At 63.0% G+C, this 19,987-nt stretch carries 19 protein-coding genes; 3 read left to right on the forward strand and 16 right to left on the reverse strand.

All coding sequences use genetic code 11. The features are described 5' to 3' along the window. Positions 1 to 11 precede the first annotated feature (11 nt). From AC5Y4F_RS11320 to AC5Y4F_RS11345, 6 genes are read right to left on the reverse strand one after another with little or no spacing between them, the layout of a single operon-like run. On the reverse strand, positions 12 to 1,430 hold the full coding sequence (locus tag AC5Y4F_RS11320) for a WS/DGAT/MGAT family O-acyltransferase (RefSeq protein WP_499996736.1): 1,419 nt from the start codon (positions 1,428 to 1,430) through the stop codon (positions 12 to 14). Next, entirely contained in the window at positions 1,418 to 2,365 is a 948-nt protein-coding gene (locus AC5Y4F_RS11325) for a 3-oxoacyl-ACP synthase (protein ID WP_499996738.1), read from the reverse strand. Before AC5Y4F_RS11325 ends, AC5Y4F_RS11320 begins: the two co-directional genes overlap by 13 nt. Next, entirely contained in the window at positions 2,349 to 3,452 is a 1,104-nt protein-coding gene (locus AC5Y4F_RS11330) for a 3-oxoacyl-ACP synthase III family protein (RefSeq protein ID WP_067932199.1), read from the reverse strand. Before AC5Y4F_RS11330 ends, AC5Y4F_RS11325 begins: the two co-directional genes overlap by 17 nt. Before the next feature lie 3 nt (positions 3,453 to 3,455). Further along, positions 3,456 to 5,774, reverse strand: coding sequence for a phosphoenolpyruvate synthase (ppsA, locus tag AC5Y4F_RS11335; protein ID WP_067932201.1), 2,319 nt, complete (start codon positions 5,772 to 5,774; stop codon positions 3,456 to 3,458). Positions 5,775 to 5,796: 22 nt separating this feature from the next. Next, the gene (locus AC5Y4F_RS11340) at positions 5,797 to 7,308 is read right to left on the reverse strand and encodes a bifunctional aminoglycoside phosphotransferase/ATP-binding protein (protein ID WP_499997059.1); all 1,512 of its coding nucleotides are present in this window, start codon (positions 7,306 to 7,308) and stop codon (positions 5,797 to 5,799) included. Positions 7,309 to 7,365: 57 nt separating this feature from the next. Then, positions 7,366 to 8,250: a universal stress protein gene (locus AC5Y4F_RS11345; protein WP_067932203.1), complete on the reverse strand. Its 885-nt coding sequence runs from the start codon at positions 8,248 to 8,250 to the stop codon at positions 7,366 to 7,368. Positions 8,251 to 8,391: 141 nt separating this feature from the next. On the opposite strand from AC5Y4F_RS11345, the gene AC5Y4F_RS11350 reads away from it, so the two are divergent. The 3 genes from AC5Y4F_RS11350 (at position 8,392) to AC5Y4F_RS11360 (ending at position 9,934) form a co-directional block, all read left to right on the forward strand. Then, positions 8,392 to 8,529, forward strand: a complete 138-nt coding sequence (locus AC5Y4F_RS11350; RefSeq protein ID WP_156749966.1) for a hypothetical protein — start codon at positions 8,392 to 8,394, stop codon at positions 8,527 to 8,529. A gap of 53 nt (positions 8,530 to 8,582) precedes the next feature. Further along, on the forward strand, positions 8,583 to 8,948 hold the full coding sequence (otsB, locus tag AC5Y4F_RS11355) for a trehalose-phosphatase (RefSeq protein ID WP_499996744.1): 366 nt from the start codon (positions 8,583 to 8,585) through the stop codon (positions 8,946 to 8,948). Between the two features lie 173 nt (positions 8,949 to 9,121). Beyond that, complete coding sequence (locus AC5Y4F_RS11360) at positions 9,122 to 9,934, forward strand: universal stress protein (protein ID WP_067932204.1); 813 nt, start codon at positions 9,122 to 9,124, stop codon at positions 9,932 to 9,934. Positions 9,935 to 9,947: 13 nt separating this feature from the next. Here the strand turns inward: AC5Y4F_RS11360 and AC5Y4F_RS11365 are convergent, their stop codons facing one another. The 10 genes from AC5Y4F_RS11365 to AC5Y4F_RS11410 all read right to left on the reverse strand — a co-directional run bounded on the left by AC5Y4F_RS11365 (position 9,948) and on the right by AC5Y4F_RS11410 (position 19,979). Continuing rightward, the gene (locus AC5Y4F_RS11365; RefSeq protein ID WP_067932206.1) at positions 9,948 to 10,829 is read right to left on the reverse strand and encodes a universal stress protein; all 882 of its coding nucleotides are present in this window, start codon (positions 10,827 to 10,829) and stop codon (positions 9,948 to 9,950) included. Positions 10,830 to 10,840: 11 nt separating this feature from the next. Next, entirely contained in the window at positions 10,841 to 11,332 is a 492-nt protein-coding gene (locus AC5Y4F_RS11370; protein WP_197520493.1) for a GNAT family N-acetyltransferase, read from the reverse strand. Between the two features lie 207 nt (positions 11,333 to 11,539). Continuing rightward, positions 11,540 to 13,189: a GAF domain-containing sensor histidine kinase gene (locus tag AC5Y4F_RS11375; protein WP_499997061.1), complete on the reverse strand. Its 1,650-nt coding sequence runs from the start codon at positions 13,187 to 13,189 to the stop codon at positions 11,540 to 11,542. A 218-nt stretch (positions 13,190 to 13,407) separates the two neighbouring features. Beyond that, on the reverse strand, positions 13,408 to 14,061 hold the full coding sequence (locus tag AC5Y4F_RS11380; protein WP_067932213.1) for a response regulator transcription factor: 654 nt from the start codon (positions 14,059 to 14,061) through the stop codon (positions 13,408 to 13,410). Between the two features lie 77 nt (positions 14,062 to 14,138). Continuing rightward, the gene (locus AC5Y4F_RS11385) at positions 14,139 to 14,996 is read right to left on the reverse strand and encodes a universal stress protein (RefSeq protein ID WP_067932215.1); all 858 of its coding nucleotides are present in this window, start codon (positions 14,994 to 14,996) and stop codon (positions 14,139 to 14,141) included. 18 nt (positions 14,997 to 15,014) lie between these two features. After that, complete coding sequence (locus AC5Y4F_RS11390; protein WP_231986301.1) at positions 15,015 to 15,761, reverse strand: universal stress protein; 747 nt, start codon at positions 15,759 to 15,761, stop codon at positions 15,015 to 15,017. A gap of 352 nt (positions 15,762 to 16,113) precedes the next feature. Continuing rightward, entirely contained in the window at positions 16,114 to 18,156 is a 2,043-nt protein-coding gene (locus tag AC5Y4F_RS11395; RefSeq protein WP_067932219.1) for an erythromycin esterase family protein, read from the reverse strand. A 12-nt stretch (positions 18,157 to 18,168) separates the two neighbouring features. Further along, complete coding sequence (locus tag AC5Y4F_RS11400; RefSeq protein ID WP_499996759.1) at positions 18,169 to 18,606, reverse strand: Hsp20/alpha crystallin family protein; 438 nt, start codon at positions 18,604 to 18,606, stop codon at positions 18,169 to 18,171. A gap of 136 nt (positions 18,607 to 18,742) precedes the next feature. Beyond that, the gene (locus AC5Y4F_RS11405) at positions 18,743 to 18,982 is read right to left on the reverse strand and encodes a hypothetical protein (RefSeq protein WP_067932222.1); all 240 of its coding nucleotides are present in this window, start codon (positions 18,980 to 18,982) and stop codon (positions 18,743 to 18,745) included. 10 nt (positions 18,983 to 18,992) lie between these two features. After that, a complete protein-coding gene (locus AC5Y4F_RS11410; protein WP_499996760.1) occupies positions 18,993 to 19,979 on the reverse strand; it encodes an Acg family FMN-binding oxidoreductase in 987 nt (328 codons plus the stop codon). Positions 19,980 to 19,987: the final 8 nt, after the last annotated feature.

The raw sequence follows: 19,987 nt of genomic DNA on the forward strand, positions 1-19,987 counted from the left end.
GGGACGCTCGTTCACGTTGAGGCCTTCACTCTTGACGGTCCGGTCTTCGCGGCGCCTCTACGCCGCCGGTTGCCGCCGGCTCTCGTCAATCGCTCGACACCGTCTTCAATCCCACTCGCGAGGGTCTCGATGTCGGGAGCGGTGTCATAATCGGCGGTGATGCCGAAGACGAAGGCGTCGGCGTAACTCACCATCGCTATGCCGGTGCGCAGTCGAAGAGCGATCGGCGGAATAGGCAGCACTTCCAGCACCCGGCGCCCCATCAATCGCTGCTGACCTCGCGGCCCGGGGACATTCGTGGCCAAGGCGACAACCGCTCGTTGGGGCAGCCGCATCAGCAACCGAATCGTCCACGCAGACAGGGCGAACGGGACACGCCTGACAGCTGAAAGCACAGCGCTACCGCCTTGGCTTTGGCCGCTCGCTTTGGCCCGATTGAGCCGATCATGCACCAGCAGCAGTTGCTTCACCGGATCTTCCTCGTCGACCGGCAGCAGCGGCAACATGGCCGAAACCCGATTGTCGGCGACGTTGAGCTGGTCAATCGGACGGACCGAAACCGGAACCAGCGTTCGCAGTGAGTCCCGGCCGGGCTGCTCACCGCGCCGGAGCAAGAGAGCACGATAACTGCTGGTAACCGCAGCCAACGCAACGTCATTCACTGTCACACCGAATTGCTTGGACACTTTCTGCATGTCGGCCAAGCGAACGCGGGCCGCACTGTACCGTCGCATCGTCGTGACCTGTCCGTTGAGTGACGATTCCGGGGCGGGGACGAGCAGACTGGCCGCGAGTTCGGCCGCACCCACCGCAATGTGCTCGGCGGCGGCTGCGGCGCCGATGGCGCCTCGTCCGATCTCACCCACCCAGTTCAACGGGTTTAGGCCTGGTTTCGCGGCACCCGGCTCATGCCTGGCCGACCGCCGCGCCGCGTGGATGTTTTCGGCGAAGCTGCCGCCGCTGTCACCGTCGCCGAATTTCGCCATCAGCTGCGTCGCGGCGATACCGTCGGCGATGCAGTGGTGAATCTTGGTCAGCACCGCCCACCGGTCGTCACTCAGCCCTTCGACCAGCCAGCAGTCCCACAGTGGCCTTTCGCGATCAAGGCGTCGTTCCATCAAAGTGGCGATCGCCTCGAACAGTTCGGTATCGCCCCCGGGGTGCGGAAGCGCCAGCCGATGGACGTGCCGCGAGATGTCAAAGTGGGGGTCATCGACCCATTCGGGCGGGCGCAGATCGAGCGGATGAGTCCGCAGCACCTGCTTGAATCGCTTGATTGCTGGCATCCGTTCGGCGACAGTGGAAACGAACTCGCCGTAGCTTGGGAGCGGCCCCTCCACGACCGAGACAGCGCCCACCGCGAGGCTCACGTGCGGGTCGGAGTCTTCCGCCTCGAGGAAACCCGCGTCCAAGGCAGTCAGTTGCTCCATTGGTCCCCCTTCCGGGCCGTTTTCTCTGATTCAGAGACCGCGAATATGGATGGCGGTTGGCGGTAGAGAGCGGCACCGCCGGTACCGCCGGCACCGGCGGCGACGAAAAGGACCTGAGCACCGACGGATAGTGTTTCGGCTTGCGCACCGAAGGCGGCCGCCAGCGCGGCTGTGTGCATATGCTGATCGTCGGCCACGATGATCTTGTCCACTGGCACCCCGAGCTTTTCGCTGAGCAAGGTGTGGTACCCGTGGCGCGAGGGCGCCGCGACTATCGCGTCGACCTCAGCCAGATCCGCCGATTGGGCTTCGAGGCATTCGTGCACCGCCGACGCGGCCGCCTCAACGAACCGGTCATCCATGTCATCCGATTGCTCGAATCGCAGCACGTTGCGTGAGTCGGCGAATCCCACTGTGGCGGTGAGGCTCTGGACGTCTCCTGCCGACTCGTCAGCCGCCGACCACGATACCGGACCCAAACCGTAGTTCTCGTCGGTCCACCGACAAAGCAGGGCGGCGCCGGCGGCCGAAAACGGAAACTGCTCGCTCATTCCGTGTCCGGGATCGGCATCGCTGGCCACGATGAGCGCCAGCTGGACAGCACGTGACCTCAAAAAGCCATCGACGATCTGCAGCGCGGTGAGCACCCCGCAAGCGCCATTGGCGATGTCGAAAGAAAATGTGCCGTGGGCACCGATGTGCGGATCTTCAGGATTCGCCCCGATGTCGTCTTGGATCAGCGCCGCCAATGCCGGTTCTCCGAGATTTCGGTCGCGATAGATCCCAGCGTTGACAACAAGATCGAGTTCGTCGGGGTCGCGACCGGCCCGCTGCAGGCAGTCCTTTGCGGCAGCCACGGCCAGGTGCAGCGCGCTGTGCCGATCACGCCACCACCGCGGGTGCGCGACGGCAACTCGATCAATGATCGTGCCCATAGCTGCTCACCAATTCTTCGTCCAGGGTTACTACCACGACACCAATTTCAAGTCCCGACGCCAGCGCGAGCAGCGCGATTCTCTCCCCCGGCTCGATCCGTCCCGCTTCGAGTTCCTCGACGAGCGCCACCGTGTGAGTCGTCGATGCCGTGTTGCCGTATCGATCGACCGTGATCACGGCGTCATGCCGAGGACTGTCGCCGAATGACTCCGACATTCGCGCCATTCCCTTGCGAATCGCGCGAGCCGATGTCTGGTGCGTGATCACGTGGTCGATGTCGTGAATCGAAATACCCATGGCATCAAGGACTTCGTGGAGCAACAATGGCGTGTCGGCGATTGCCGCCCGTTGAATGGCGCGCGAGTTCGTGAACATCCGCGCACCCGGATCGTGTCCCCGCGGATACGCCAAGCAGAGCCGGCTGTAGTCGGCGACAGTGGTGAACCCGGCCAGGGTGATACCGGCAGACCCGACGGGAGCCCGCTCGAGCAGCAGGGCCGCACCGGCATCACCCAGGGTCAGGCATGCCAATTCCTTGCTCATGATGTTGCGGATGTGCCGCGCCGCGTTGTGACTCAGCTGCGATATGTACTCGCCGCTGACCACCAGCCCACGCTCGACGATGCCCTGCCGGATCCAATTGTTCAATATCGTCACTCCGGTCAGCATCCCGGCGCACGCGTTGGATACGTCAAAGGTCATCGCTTGTGGTGCACCGATCTCGCGGGCCACAGCGGCGCTCATCGGCGGCTCGAGCCATTGAGTCAGGCCACCACGGAATTTTGTGATGCTGCAGCTGATCACCACATCAAGCGACCCGGGATCTTGGTGTGCCTTGACCAGACAGTCGATCGCCGCCGACGTGGCGAGGCTGTACGAATCTTCCTCGCCGACGGAGATCCGGCGCTCGCGTATACCGGTCAGGCGTTCCAGGTCGATGTGCGTCCGATGGCGGGTGGTGGCCATCAGCTCCTCGGTCGTCAGGTGTGTCTCGGGCAGATGGCGGCCGGCACCGGCCAATCGGGTCACGTACGGTGCCGTCGTCCCGTCCCCCGCCCCGTCCATCACCAGCCAATGCCGCGGCATCGGTCACACCTGGCTTTGGCGGCGGGTGGTCCCGTCGTTGGAGACCGCCATTTCCAACAGCAATCGCCGTTCGGCGGCGGCAACTGCATGCCGGGTGGCAGTTACCGCATCGGGGTTGACCGACACAGAGGTGATCCCCATCCTCACCAGATGCTCGGTGAAAGCCGGGTTCGTCGATGGGGCCTGGCCGCACAGCGACGACGTGATGCCATGTTTACGCGCTGTCGCAACAATGCGGCCTATGGCATCGAGAACGGCTCCATCCGATTCGTCGAACAGCTCGGCGCAGATCTCGGAGTCGCGATCGACCCCCAGGATCAGCTGCGTCAAGTCATTGCTGCCGATGGATACTCCGTCCACCCCCAGCCCGATATATTCGGGGAGCCAGTAGGTCACCGAGGGCACTTCGGCCATCACCCACCGATGCAGGCCGCGCTGGGAACCCAGCGGACTCATGTCGACCAGAGAAAGGCATGTTTCCAGCTCCCACCGCGTCCGAACAAACGGAATCATCAGATGCACGTTCGGATTCTGTTCACGCGCCCGCGCCAGGGCCTGGAGTTCTAGACCAAACAGATCGTGTTCTTTGACGTATCGATAGCACCCGCGGTATCCGATCATCGGGTTGTGCTCCACGGGCTCGTAGGCCTCACCACCCTGCAACCCACGAAACTCGTTGCTACGAAAATCCGTTGCACGGTAAATCACCGGCCGGTTACCGAAAGCCGATGCGATGCGGCCGATCGATGTCGCGATGCTGTCGATGAGAGCGAACTGCTCGCCGTGGGCGATGAGATCGCGCGGGTGCCTGCCGGAAAGCGCCTGGGTGAGCAGGAACTCGGCCCGCAATAAGCCAACGCCGTCGACATCTTGGGCCGCGACGGCTTCGGCGGTGTCGGGTATCGCCAGGTTGACGTAGACCTTGGTACCGGTTGTCTCGGTGCCATTAGCCGTGACCACCGGCTGCCTGACCCCCGACACTTGTAACTGCGGGCCGAGGCTTCCGGCGCTGACGTTGCCGCTCGAGCCGTCGACGGTAACCGATTGGCCGTCGCGCAAAACGGTAGTCGCATTGCGCGCACCCACCACACAGGGAACTCCGAGTTCGCGTGCAACGATGGCCGCGTGGCACGTCATGCCGCCGGTCTCGGTCACCACTGCCGCGGCACGTCGGATAGCAGGAAGCCAATCCGGATTGGTCATCGGCGCCACCAGAATTTCGTTGTCCAGCAACCGGTTGCCCTCTTCCGGAGCCCGAAGCACTCGAACACGTCCGGACGCCGACCCTGGTGCCGCCGGCAGGCCCCGAACCAGGGCGTCCGTTGTTTCCGACGCGTCGGGCGCGTGTGTATTGAGCGTCGTGATCGGCCTGGCCTGTACTAACCAGGCCTTGCCGGAAGCGATCGCCCATTCGACGTCTTGCGGGCACCCATGATGCGCTTCAACTGCGATCGCCAACTCGGCAATGCGGCGCAATGCCGCGTCATCCAGGACTCGCGCTTGGGCCTGCGCGGGGTTCAATTCCACGATGATGTCATGTCCCGCGGGACCACGCTCGATCTTGAAAGCCTGGTACCCGATTTTCACGTCGAGCACGTCCAGCGTCCTCTTGTCGACGACATAGGTGTCGGGCTGGACCTTTCCGGATACCACAACCTCGCCGAGTCCGAGAGCCGCTTCGATGACGATGTGTTCTCGCTCCCCCGTGCTCGGATCGGTGGTAAACGCAACCCCGGACTGTTCGGAGGCGATCATCTGCTGGACGACCACCGCCATCGCGGGATCGGCCCCGAACCCGCGGCTTGCCCGATAAGTGAGGACCCGCGGACTGAACAGCGATGCCCAGCATTTGGTGACAGCCTCGAGTAGGGCGATTTCGCCTACCACGTTGGTCACCGTCTGGTTCATTCCCGCGAACGATGCATCACGGCCGTCCTCGCCTGTTGCCGAAGAACGCACCGCGACAATGCAATTCGTACCGAGGGCGCGGTAGGACTCCTGTAGCTGGTCGCGGACATCCTGACTAACGCCCGCTTTCGCGACCAGCGTTCTCATCCGTTGGCAAAGCTCAGCCAGACGGGGACCGTTGTTCACCTGTGTTAACGCTTCGCGATGTAGGGCGGCGAGTTCGGTATCGACCCCGCCCGCCTCCATCGAAGCCAGGTAGCTGCTTCGCATCAGCACGAATCCCGGCGGTACCGGAAGCCCGGCGGCGACCAACTCGCCCATGTTGGCGCCCTTGCCGCCGGCCTCCTCGGCGTCTCCCAGGCGCAGCGCCGCGATGTTCGAAACATACTTTCCGGTAAGTAGTTCAGTTGACATGTCAGCCTCTCTCAACCTGGTTTCAAGCGGTTCGCGGCGCCGACGCGTAGACCGCTCGCCGCCAAAGTTCGTGAATTTCTTCGACCGAAAGGTCAAGCGGCCGCGACGTGTCCAGCGCGTACGCTGTGTCCCATTCGTCATCCTGTTGGGCCAGCGCGGTCGCGATCGCCGGAGTCACATCGGAATTGCCGCGCCGGCGTGCCACAATGCGTTCGGCGGTCAGCTTGACATCCGTGGAACACCGGATTTCCACCAATGCCGAAAGCGTCTCGTGGGCAATGCGGTAAGCGTGCGTGCGGGTCTGCGGATCGCGCCAGGTCCCGTCGAGGATAACGGACTGCCCGTTGGCCAACAGCGCCCGTGCCCGGTGCAGGACGACCTCGTAGACCGTCCTGACGTTGTCGGGACGATACAATCCCGCATCCAGGTCGCCGGGCTCGCCGGTGATGACGCCCACCGCCTGTAATTCCCGACGTGCGTCATCGGTAGAGATGACCTGGGCCCCGGTCTTTTCTGCGAGAGCTCGTGCGATGGTCGACTTGCCCGTTCCCGGACTTCCCCCGACCAGTGCCATCCGAACGCTTCCGTACTCCAAATGCCGGGTAGCAATGGCCAGGTGCCGGGCCGCATCTGCGGCAGCCTCGGAGTTGCCTTGCGACACGCGTAGGCAGTCAACCTTTGCTCGCACCACCGCGCGGTAGGCAATGTAAAAGTCTCGCAGCGACGAAGGCGCCGCGTCACCCGAATGCAGCGCATAGCGTTCGAGGAAGTAATCGCCAAGGTCTGCGCGCCCCAAAAACTCCAAGTCCATCGCCAGAAAAGCGGCGTCATCGATGCAGTCGATATACCGGAGCTTGTCGTCGAACTCCAAACAATCGAGCAGTGCCGGCTCGCCTTCCGTGCAGAAAATATCGTCGGCAAGCAGATCGCCGTGGCCGTCGACAATGCGCCCATCTTCTATGCGACGTGTAAACAAGGCAGCACGACCCAAAGCGAAATCGACCGCCAGGCGCTGGATCGGAGCGAGATGCTCGAAGGAGAATCCCGAATCAGGCATCTCCGCATAGCGTTTCAGCTCCAGCAGGTTCTCCCGAAAGCGGCCGTCGACCGCACCGACCTGGCCTTGGGCATCAATCGCGGGACCCCGTTGGGCCTGTCCGTGAAAGCGCGCCAACATGGCGGCGATGGTGTCCAACACGCGGCAGACAGATTCGTTGGGACCGCAACCCACTTTGAACGCCAAGCGGTCGTGGTCGAAGTAGCGGCGCATGACGACGACCGGTTCGGGGGGCCCGCCCGCTGGATCGCTCAGATGTGCGATCCCCAGGTAACTATCCGGAGAGAGCCGACTGTTCAAATCTATCTCTCGACGGCATGCACGTTCACGTTGCTCAGGTGTCCGGAAGTCGAGGAAGTCGGTCAGCACCGGCTTTTTCGCCTTGTAGGCACGGTCACCGGCCAGCACAACCACGCCGGTATGGGTTTCGTGCAGGTCGACATAAGGCGCTCCTGACAACGCAATGCCAGCAGTCATGACCCCGCGCCCCCTCGTCGTCGATTTGTCGGTCGCCGTGGACATCTCGGTGTCGACCTAGGAGGGCCGGGCCACGATCACCGGCATGCGGACCGAGTGGACGACGGCGTTGCTCACCGAGCCCAACAATGCGCCGGTCAGGCCCCCGCGACCGTGGCTACCGACGACCGTCAGCTGGGCGGTCTCCGACTGCTCGACCAACTGCCGAGCCGGCCGGTCGCATACGACGATTCGGTGCACGGTGACATCGGGATAGCGCTCTTGCCAACCCGCCAGGCGTTCGGCCAGACTCCGCTCCGCTTCCGCCTTCACGGCCGACCAGTCCAACCCGGGAAGCTCGAAAACTTCGGTGTCGCTCCAGGCATGGACCGCCTTGAGCTCGACACCGCGTCGCGACGCCTCGTCGAAGGCGATTGCCGTCGCAAGCTCGGATACCGGCGAGCCATCGATTCCGACCAGGACCGGTGCCTGCTGGGGATACGGCATCAACGGGTCTTCGTCGTGAATGACGGCGACCGGACAGCTCGCGCGTCGCACAATCCCGGAGCTGACCGAACCGAGCAAGGCCCGGCCAATGGCTCCGCGTCCATAGGATCCAACGACGACCAACTCCGCCTCTTTCGACATCTCGGCCAGCGTCGGTGCCGGGGGCCCATGCCACAGCTCGCGCGTTATGTCGATGTGCCGACTTGTTCGTGTGGCGTCTTCAGCGACCTTGACCGCCTCCTGCAGGACCCGGCGACCGTCGTCCTCCTGCCATGCCAACGCTTCGGCCGCCATCGGCACCTGCGGCCACATCGTCGTGGCGTTCACAAGGTGGACCAGGGTCAACGGGACATTACGTATGGCCGCGTCACGCGCGGCCCAGCAGACAGCGAAATTCGACGCCGGCGATCCGTCGACTCCGACGACGATGCCGTGGCGCTTTGTGGATGCAGTCACTTCGTTCTCCCTCGGTCATCCTCAACGCTATTGCCCGAACGGGGGCCGGTCAGGAGACTTTTGTCCTTAACCGCATGGACGAGAGACCCTCGTTGGGCGCTGAGGCTTGATCGGGGCTCGACCTGTGGAATCGTGACGAAGGTGACCGAGTGGCCCGCCACTCTTGACAGGCGCTACCACGACGCTGTCATCTTCGACCTCGCTTGCGTGGTCGAAGAGACCGAGCCGGAAAAGGTCAAGGCCCGAGATTCCCCTCGCTTTTTGTTCCGGAGGCTGTGAGATGTCGGTGCCTCGATACGTTGCGCGCACTCGCTGCGCATTGTCCTGTCACAGTGATAAGCGGCCGCGATCTGTTGGATGTTCGCACGCGGGCAAACGTCGAAGGCATATGGTATGCGGGCAGCCACGGCTTGGAGTTGCAAGAGCCCGACGGCACCCACCACGAAAACACCTCCGCCACAGAACTTGTGGACGCCCTAGCCCTTGCTGCGACGCGGTTGGCCGGGATGTCTAAGGACATCCCCGGAATAGCGGTCGAGCACAAGCGATTCGCCGTTGCCATCCACTACCGCAATGCGAACGCCGGAAAACGTCCATCGGGTGATCGCGACAGTCCGTTCATACGGTCGCTCCGCGGGCCGCCGCTTCAGCCTGGGCCGCAAAGTCATCGAGCTTCGCCCAAACATCGTCTGGAATAAGGGGACAACTCTCGATTGGCCGGACACACCACGAGTTCGAGTGAACCCCATTCAGATGACCATTGCCGCCACGCAAGGGCCGAACGGCCCTGCCGACGGCCGGCGAGGCCCAATAACGTTTCCGGTGACCAGGGGTTATCCCGCCAGTCCAGCGTCTCGATCGGAGAAATGCGATGAACGACCCGCAATCACCACAATGGATCGTGGTGGGTATCGACGGATCCGATGCAGCGATCAAGGCGGCGAAGTGGGCGGTCGCCGAGGCGACCAGTCAGGACATTCCGCTGCGTCTGGTGTACGCCATCCCCGAGCAAAAAGTGGAAGCGCTGCCCAACGATCCCGGTATCGATGTGGAATGCGGCGAGGCTGCCTTGCGCGCTGCTTGCGCAGCGCTGCATGCCATGACTGCGGAGGTCAAAATCGAAACCGATCTTGTGTGCGGCTCACCGGCCGACGCGCTGGTTGAGGAATCACGGCATGCGACCATGGTCTGCGTAGGATCTATAGGGATCGGGCAGGTCGCCCGAAAGATCATCGGCTCAACTGCCGAGTTTGTGGCCCAGAACGCGCATTGTCCGGTAGCGGTCGTACGCGCCAAGCACGATGCCGGCGAGTCAGTTTCGGGATCGATTGCGGTGGTGGTCGACGACTCACCCGAGAACGACTCCGTACTCGAGCAGGGCTTCAGAGAAGCGCGGCTTCGAAACGCACCGATTCTCGCGATGGGTACGTGGCGGTGGGGTTTCGGAGAGATTCCATACCGTCAGTTGGACCGTCGACTTCACCGCTGGGTGACTCAGTATCCCGAGGTGCATGTACGTCCCGCTGCGGCCAGACGTGGAGCCGCTGAATACTTGATCGGCACAGAGGAACCCGTGCAACTCGCGGTAGTGGACCGCTGGTATTCGGACAAGGTCGCCCGGATGATCGGCCCGCTGACTCCCCGCTTCGGACACACCGGATGTTCGGTGCTCGTGGTGCGCTGAGCCTGCTAGACGATCAGCGACCGCGGGTCACAATCACCGGAACCGTCGCCGCCTGCGCGACGTGCGAGCTCACCGACCCCAGCAGCATGCCGGGGAACCCGCCCCGTCCTCGGCTACCGAGAACTACCAGCTGAGCGTGTTTTGCTTCTTCGAGCAGCCACCGAGAAGGTTTGTCGCACACGATCACTCGCTTGACGTGCACGTCTGGATATTGTTCGTTCCAGCCCGCGAGGCGTTCAGCGAGGATCTCCTGCCCCTGAAGCTCGCTGTCCCGCCAGTCCATCCCTAGCATGGGAAAGATGCCCACATCGCTCCAAGCGTGCAGTGCAATTAGGCCCACGCCCCGGCGAGACGCCTCGTCGAAAGCCAAGGCGATTGCGGCTTCCGATGCGGGCGATCCGTCGGTGCCTACCAGCACGGGTGCGTTGGCAGCGGGTGTCACAGCCGCGTTGGAGTGAATGACCGCCACCGGGCAATGAGCATGGTGAAGTAATCCAGCGGTGACCGAACCCAGCAGCAAACGGCCCATCGCTCCGAATCCCTGGCTGCCGACGACGACCATCGATGCGTCCTTCGAAGCATCAACCACTGCCGGAACAACGCTGGAATAAATGATCTCGGTGCGTATTTCGGCCGGTCTCGCGTCATCCAGGTTGGCAGCGACCACCTTACGCGCTTGATCGATGACCTGCTGTGCCGTTTCTCGCTGCCATTCCGGCATGTCCTCATACAGCTGCCCGACCGGCCAACCAACGACCACCGGAGCCACGGCGTGCATCAGCGTAATCGGCAAGTCGCGCAGGCCGGCCTCGTGGGTTGCCCAGGCCACGGCGGCTTCGGCTGCCGCCGAACCGTCGACGCAGACCAGTATCCCGTGATTCTTGGTCCTCGACATGTCGCGCTCCTTTAGGCAATCCCTTGACTGGCATGCGATGACACGTCGATGCGGTCAGGCAAGCTGATGTCCAGGTGAAGGACCGATCCGAAATCGCTTCGCTCACGCGGCCAGCCGAAATCGGACAAGACAGCGAGCATCAGGTGGTTCTGGGCCAACACGTCCGCGACGAATCGACGAATTCCATTGACTCTGGCGATTTGGGCCAGGCGTTTGAGCAATGCCGTTCCCACGCCGACCGAATGATCTTCATGAGCGACCACAATGGCGATGTCGGCAGCCGTCGGATCAGCACAGACGGTGTAATTCGCCACACCCACCAGCCGGTCTCCGTCGAATGCGCCCAGCGCGCACTGCCCGTCCTTGGGTTCGATCAGCTCCCTCACAAGTTGGTCGAGGTGGGCTGGATGCAGGGTGAAGAAGCGGAAGTAACGGTCATGATCGCTGAGGTGTCGGTGGAGCGCCACGACAGCTTCGGCGTCCTTCCCGTCGATGCGACGCAATGAGATCACCCGGCCGTCCAACAATTGGGATGTGGCAGTGTCTCTCACCGCTTGACTTCTCATTACGTCTCCTTGACGGGCCGGGCGCCGCGTTGTGCTCGGTTGGCGGGCCTGGACATCACGTTATCCGGAGCGTTGAAGCTCGGCCAGGGCCATTCGGCCCAGTGCCGGTGCCATTGGTCCCATAGGCGTTGTGCGAGTTGCCGATCAGCCAGCGTTGAGCGGAGCGGTCCAGTGGACGCGCGTACCGCCGGTGGCCTCGTTGGAGATTTCGCAACGGCCACCGACCTGTTCGGCGCGGTACTGCATGTTCGCCAGGCCGCTGCGCCGCTGATTATCGGCGGGCATGCCGCTTCCGTTGTCGATGATGTCGAGTGCCAGCATGTCGGCAACGTCGATTTCGACCGTCAGCCGCGAGGCGCTGGAGTGACGGATGGCGTTGCTCACGGCTTCCACGGTGACGGCTTCGGCATGTTCGGCAAGCTCGCCGCCGACGGTGGTCGTCGGTCCGTGCATGCGCACCGTGGTGACGATGCCGCGGTTCTCGGTGAGATCGGTGACCACTTGCTGAATGCGATTGCGGAAGCTACTTTCATGCTCCAACGGGGATTTCAGCTGGAAGATCGTGGTGCGGATCTCCTCGATGATCGTCTGGAGATCGTCGAGCGTTTTATTGAGTCGCTCGACAACCTCCGGTGAACGTGCCCGAGCAACGGTGCTTTGTAGGTCCATGCCCGCGGCGAACAATCGTTGGATGACGTGATCGTGCAAGTCATGCGCGATGCGCTCCCGTTCGCCCACCAGGGTCAACTGGCGGGCGTGCTCGCGAGCCGAGGCAAGCATCAGGGCCAGGGCCGCGTGGCTGGCGAAATCGCGAACCAGGTCAAGGTAAGTGTCGTCGAACGGTGGCTGGCCGGCGCCGCGTGCCACCGCAATCACTCCAGCGACTTCATCCTGGGTCCGCAGCGGCATCAAGATTGCGCTGCGCTGCCCGACGTCGGTGAACGCCTGGATCGGGTAGCTCAACGACTCCGTGATTATCGGCTCACCAGAGCGGAAAACGCCACCGCTGGTGGAGGAGTCCACCGGGATCCGTTGACCGATGACCTCGGAGGCGTTCAGTCCCACCGCCGCCGAGATCACCAGTGTGTCGATCTCATCCACGGGCAAGTCAGCGTCAATCGGGACCAGCACGATCGCCTGCTCGGCATCGGTCAGAACGCACGCACGGTCGGCGATCAACTGTAGTGGGCTAAAGCCCGATTCCGCGTTCGACAGCAGAGCCGTGGTGATCTCCCGGCTGGCTTCCATCCATTTCACCGACATGCGTTCGCACTCGAAGAGCTGCGCATTGTCGATCGCGACTGCGGCGGCAACCGCCAGAGCCCGGGCGGCAACCTCATCGGATTCAGAGAACACGCGGCCCGGCTCGTCGTGGGTCAGGTAAAGATTGCCGAAAACCGCTCCACGGATGGTGATGGGCACCCCGATGAATCCTTGCATCGCCGGATGATGATCTGGAAAGCCGACCGCAGCCGGGTGTCTGGTGAGGTCATCCAGGCGCAAGGCCGGCTGGTCGAGAAGCGAGACGGAAAGAACACCCTTACCGACGGGCAAATGTCCGATCCGCTCCCTTGTAGCGTCGTCGATTCCGTCGTGGATAAATGAGATCAAGGCACCGGTCGGGTCACGTACGGCAAGTGCCCCGTACGGAGCACGAGTCAGGTCTTTGGCCGCGTGAACGATACGGCGCAACGTCGCGTCAAGATCGAGATCCGAGCCGATCTCGACGATCACGCGCAGCAATCGCTCCATCTGATCGCGTGCCGCCGGCAACTCGTCGAGCTGCTGGTGCATCCTGCTTACCAGCCCACGCTCGCCCAGTCCGGCAAATGCCGAGCCGTTATCGTCGTTGGCCACCTGTTACCTCCGACAACTAAGCCCCGTAGCAACTGCGCGTCACACATATCCAGTGCTAAGGCATCAACGCGAAGGTGCTCAGGCCAGCTTAGTCTCGTTGGGCCCGGACCGTCCCAAGTTGTAACGGCTGGTCCTGCGGAAGCCGTCTTCGCAGGTCAGGTGCCTGTATTCGGCGGAGAGTGCTGGTCAAGCCTCGTCGCGAAAACCGCGGCTTGAGTACGCCGCTCCATGCCGAGCTTGGCCAGCAGGCGCGATACGTAATTCTTGACCGTTTTCTCGGCCAGGAACATCCGGGCGGCGATCTGCCTGTTGGTCAAGCCCTCGCCGAGCAGCCCCAGTAGCGTTCGCTCCTGCTCGGTCAGTCCGGACAGCGGATCCTTGTGCTCCGTGCCGCCCCGCAGCTTGGCCATCAGTGCGGTAGCCGCTCGGCTATCCAGCAGCGATTTACCGGCACCGACGTCCTTGATCGCTTGAGCAAGCTCCATCCCCCGGATGTCCTTGACGACATAGCCGCTGGCGCCGGCCAGGATTGCCTCGAGCATCGCCTCGTCGGAGGTGAACGACGTCAACATCAGGCATCGCAGCTCCGGAAGCTCCGACAAAAGGTCACGGCACAATTCGATGCCGTTGCCGTCGGGGAGGCGCACATCGAGTACGGCGACGTCAGGCTTTGTCGCGGGTATTCGCACCATCGCTTCGGACACCGATCCCGCGTCGCCGACGACTTCCAGATCGGGGTCCGAGGCGAGCAGCTCGGTGAGTCCGCGGCGGACGACTTCGTGGTCGTCGACCAAAAAGACTGTAACCATGGCGAGCCCTTCCTACCGTGCCGTACGTTCCATGTAAAGACATATCGCGATGCTCCGCATTTCATCGTCTTCCGGCTTCACATATGCCGGCCGTTGACGACCAGCAGCGAGCAGCCGGCGGCTTGGAGTACGGCACTGCCGACCGGTCCAACCAGTTCCTGCAGATGCTCGCGATTCTGCGAGCCGACAATTGCCAGCTGTACCGATCCGCGGTTGCAACCCAGGAATTCGAGCAGGGTGTTGTGGGCCGCCGCCGCTTCCACCTGGACATGCGGGTAACGACGTCTGCAGCCGGCCAGCCGGCGATCTAGGTCGGCGACTGCCCGCAGATCGTGCTTCCCCTCGACCGCCACATCATGGGACACGCTTCGCCGGCACACGATTGCGTGAACAGTGGCGTTGCGCATCCGAGCTTCCTCCATGGCAATGCCCAGCAACTTTGCGCTGTCGGGAGAATTGTCTACCTCAACGACGATCCCGGGCGCCGAATGGCCGGGCCGATCATCGGGCCTTCGGATGATAGCCGTGGGACATGGCGCGGAGACGGCAAGAGCCGCAGCGCTAGAGCCTACCCGGCCCGGTCGAAAATGGCGGAGGCCCACCGCACCCACACATGTCATCGCCGCTGATGCCGACGCTTCGATCAACGACCTGACCGCTGGCCCCCGGACGACCTCCATCTCCGTCTTCACTTGCCGACCAGTGGCTTCGATTGCTGTGAGCGCACGCCCGATGGCGGTTTCCGCGGCGGCGAACATGCGCGCCAAGGTCTTTGGATCGGCATCGCACCCATCACCTTGCTCGATCACATGAAGCAGCCGCAGCGGAGCGTCACGATCCACCGCCTCGTCCACAGCCCAGAGAGCCGCCTGCACCGCCGCCTTCGACCCGTCGATACCAACGACGACTGGGCGCTCTCTCGGTGACTCCTTCATGGGCGAGGCCTCTGGTACCTAGTCCCGGACAATCAGCACCGAGCAGCCCGGATAGCCCACAATCGGGTGATAATTGGGTGTGCCGAGCTCAGCAATATGAGTTGCGTCGGACCTACCCACAACGGCGAGTTCGATTGCATTGCTGTGGTTTACAGATGATCTTGGGCCGGTGCCGGCTGCGACGATCTCAACGGGCACGTCCGGATAGCGCCGAACCCAGCTGTTCAGGCGCCGATCGATCTGCCGCACTGTGGCGTTGCGCCGACGCCCTTCCTCCATAGCCTGGTGGACAACCTCTTCGTTGTCGGGCTCATCATTGAGTACTACGGCGATCACCCCGGGCTTCGCCGGCGTTCCGTCGGGACTGGTGCGAATGATCGCCACCGGGCAGTGTGCACGCGTCGCCAACGCAGCCTCGGTTGTGCCGAGGAGCTTGTCGACGGCCCACCGGCGCTGGTCGGTACCGACGCACACCAGTGCCGCATCCAACGATTCATCGATCAGTACCTGTTCTGGGTCGCCGGACAGCAAGACGGTCTCGACCTCGACGGGTTTCCCCACACCTTCCACCGCGACTTCAGCTTGGTAGAGGGCGGTTTCGCCGGCTTCAAGCTCCCGGTCCGAAGGTGGTGCCGACGTAGCTCGTGATCCCTTGCGCCCGGCGACATGAACGAGGCGCAGGGGCAGCTGTCGGGTAATCGCCTCATCGACCGCCCATTTGGCAGCGTTCACCCCGGCCTGCGACCCGTCGATGCCGACGACCACCGACTTCGAATGCAGCTGATTCATCGGAGCTCCCGGGTTAGGTGTTGTGTCGCACACTGATGGATTCAATGCCAGACTAGGGATCTTTCGACGGTCATGGAGGAGTCCTTAGGCCCCTTGTCAACAGCCGTTCGTCCCGAAGAAGACGCTTTGGCACACATGCCCGTTCATTGGCGCGTGAGGCGGACGGCTCGGCGGCCAGCGAAAACAATTTTTCGATGTCCGCTCGGGTGCAGCGGCCAATTGCTCCGACTCGGTCACAAGAGCCGGATTCATCGTCGAGTGACGATCTGCACTCGGCCGGGAATCGACTCGGCTCCCACATCCATGTCCGTTGACTCCGCTCCGTTGATCACAGTCCGGTGGGATAGGTTTCGGGTGTTTCGCCGGCGATCCAGAGACTGGTGGGCTCAAGAGGTTCCAGAGCCCGGGTCCGATCGATATGGATAATCGCGTCGAATTGGTCCGCGGGGCGGACATGAAAATAGTGACTCTGCCGTTCCGTCTCGGGCCGGTAGATGACGCCGATGGCACGCCCCAACCGAACCGCACTGAGCGGATTGGTGGCTTCCCTGCTGAGAAGTGGCGAAACCAAGAACGACGCCTTACCGGTTTCGTGCAGAAGTTCCTCGATGCTTCCATTGAGTGCCGGGCGAATGGCCTTACGTTCCGCCACCCCGCCCCACTCGCTGGCAGCGGTGACCGTGCCGTCGTACGTGCTGAAACCGATCAGCCGAGACTCCTCACCGTATTGCTGCCGAACGAGCTGCCCAAGTGTCAGCTGTCCGTCCGCCCAAACCTCGGTCGCTCGTGCGTCGCCGACATGAGAATTGTGGGCCCACACCACGATTCGCGCTGACGGGACGTCCGAATGGCGGTCTAGATGTTTGACCAGCGCGTGGAGGGTCTGCGCCATGTGCTTGTCGCGCAGGTTCCACGAGTTGACCCGGCCGCTGAACATTGCTCGGTAGTACTCCTCTGCATTACGCACAGTTTGCGCATTCTGCTCGGCGTAGAAGAGTTCGTCTTCGGCGAGCAGTCCATCCCTGCGCGCGTAGGACAGTGCGTTGCGCTGGATGTCGACCAGCTGTTCGACCGCTTGTGCCTCGCACGACGGACCGGCGCCGAATGCCGCCGCGAAACCGTACGCCTGACCATCGTCGGCCGAGGCGTGGTCGAAGCATGCATAGCGCTCCCGCGCCCGAGCCGCCGCCTTCGGATCGACTTTGTCGAGGTAGTTGATAACTTCCTGCAGCGATCGGTGCAAGCTGTACAGATCGAGTCCGTAGAACCCGGCCTGCCGATGACCGTCTGGCTCCTGCCGGTGATTTCGCACGCGCAGCCAGTCAACGAAATCACGAACCACCGTGTTGCGCCACATCCAGGCGGGGAAACGCTCGAAGCCGCTCAGTGCCGCGTCGGCGCTCTTGTCTTCGGCCTGACCGTGAACATACCGGTTCACTCGGTAGGCGTCGGGCCAGTCAGCCTCCGCGGCGACTGCGCAGAAGCCCCTTTCCTCGATCAGCCATTTTGTGATCGCGGCTCGCGCCTCGTAAAACTCATGTGTGCCGTGCGAGCTCTCGCCGATCAGCACGATTCGGGCATCACCTATCAGCGCGTCCAGCGCCTCCCAGGGCGGGACACCCGCCGGTGCGTCGATGGCCACCCTGGCGATCACCTGCGCCGGCGTGACCTCGGTGGCCGTTTTCGTCCACGCGCCGGTGGTGGGTGTGGCAAGCAACTGGCGCACCTCGTCATCGGTTACCTGACGAAAATCCCAGAAAGACTCACCGACGGCCAGGAATGGCGTCGGCATGCTGGCGCATACGACATCGTCCACCAGGCCGGCGAATTCTCGGCAGGTGGATTCGGGTGCCGCGGGCACGGCCATCACGATGTGGGCGGGCTCGGCCTCGCGCAAAGCCTGCACCGCCGCGAACATGCTTGCGCCGGTGGCCAATCCATCATCAACCAGAATGACCGTCTTGCCGGACACGTCTACGGGTGGGCGTCCGTCGCGATAAACGGCCTCGCGCCGGACAAGTTCGCGGCCTTCACGTTCGGCGATGAAGCGCAATTGCTGCGGCGTGATCCGCAGGCCGCGCACAACGTCATCATTGATCACGACGCGACCTCCGGTGGCGAGGGCCCCGACCGCGAATTCTTCGTGTCCCGGCGCTCCGAGCTTGCGCACGATGAAGGCATCCAGCGGGGCGTGTAGCGCCGCTGCCACCTCCCATGCCACGGGTAACCCTCCCCTGGCCAAACCCAAGACGATCACGTCGGGTCGGTCGCGGTAGGCGGTGAGGAGGTTTCCCAATACCTGCCCGGCCTCGCGGCGGTCGCGAAAGACGCGCCGCGGCGAGCGTCGGGTGACGTCAGCCGCTCTGGTCATCGCGCACCGCGGTCACTGTCCATTGGCCGATCGCACTTCGATGTGTCGCTCCGCGGGCTTCGCCTCCGAGACCGCCACCGAGACAGTGAGAATCCCCTGGTCGTAGGTAGCGTCGATGCTGCCCTCGTCGGCACCGGCCGGCAGCGACACACTCCGGACAAACGAGCCGTACGAGAACTCCGACCGTCCATCGAAGTCCTTTTTCTCGCTGCGCTCCGCCTTGATCGTCAGCTGCCCGTCGCGCACGGTGATGTCGATGTCTTTTGCGGGATCGACGCCCGGCATTTCCGCGCGCACTACGTAGCGGCCGTCTTTCATTTCGTCCTCGAGTCGCATCACGGGCGCCTCGAAGGCTGGGCGCAGTCCTGTCAAGGATGGGAAGCCCGCGAACAACTCCGAGATCTCCGGAAATAGCGATATCGGCCGGCGCCGAACGGGAACGGTGCTCATTGGATGACTCCTGATGAAACGTGATTCGGTACTTGCACTGTCCATCGCACCAATCGGCCGACAATGTCGAAAGGGACCGAAGTCCCCGGGTTGTGGGTCGTTCGTCAGCTCCCTAACCGATCGACAGCCATGCCCGTCAAACCGGACGGGAAAGCGCGCTGATGCATGCCATGACACGGTCGAGCACGAAACCAAACGCGTCGCCGTCTTCGGCGATGCTGAACAACCCCCGATGCCGCAGGAACCCCTCCAGCCTCCGATCCAGCGGCCAAGCCGCATAGGTGTCGCCGGCGTAGACGGAGTTCGTGAACTGCCAAGCGAGCGCATCGACGTCGGAGTCGTTCAACACCAACCGATCACCCAGGGGGGAAGCCATTTTTCGCGTCCTAGGCCCGGATCCGCAACACGTCGGCCAGGGGGCGCCGCGGCGTCGGCCGGGGTGACGACTCACCCTCCGGTTCGACACCCACCCGGATCAAAACCTGAGGTAGGGCGATGCGGCGAGTGAGGTCACGGATCATCTCCCTGGTAGCTTCCAGCTCCGTGATGTGTGTCACCGGGCAAGTCGACAGTCCGGCCAACGTGCATTCCAGCAAGATCGTCGACAACGCCTCGCCGCATCGGAGGGCATCCACTCGCGTGTCCCCGAGTGTCGACAGAACGAGTATCTTCGCTTCGTCGTAGGTACCCGCGGAGCTCCGCTCGTCCAGCGGGTCGACAGGAAACCGGCGGTTCACATCGACTCTGCGGTCGTCCGCCTCTGAAACCAATGCGCTGTCGGGAATACCCTCAAACTTCCTCAATGGTGATGTCCACCAGTCTAATTCATGGTGATAATCATCGTCGTAGCGACGCAGGGCTTCGGCGAGTCGAGCCGCTTCCGCCAGCCGCGGTCGCGCGTCGGCGCCCAACACGTCGAGGCTGACGAAATCGTCTTCCAACGCATTGCGAAGCACCAGTTCCACCGACGACCAATGTTTGGGCGGCCCGAACGGCAGGCGGCTGGTGTGACGACGCACGATCGCGTCGGCGAGATCGCGGCGGGCCTGTGCGACATAATCGGTCGGCCCGAAGCTGATCGAGGCAAGGTGCTCGAGGTTGTTCGGATTCGGGAACTGTTCGACGTTCGTACTCCACCCGAGGGCGGCCATCGCAATCCGGAAGTGATCAAGCGCTGCGCCACAGCTGATGATCGCCTCTCTTCCGGATTTGTCGGTCGACGTAACTGTTCGCCGCGGATCGAGGAATAGGTCGACGCTGGTGTCGTTGGCAACCCAATGCCAAGGCTGACTGTTGTGTAGCGACGGGGCGCGACACGCCAACTCGACTGCCGCCGTGATCACGTCGGTGTCCGCGGTCAATCGGGCCATCATCCTCACCT

Source organism: Mycobacterium sp. NGS56, from assembly GCF_059812425.1.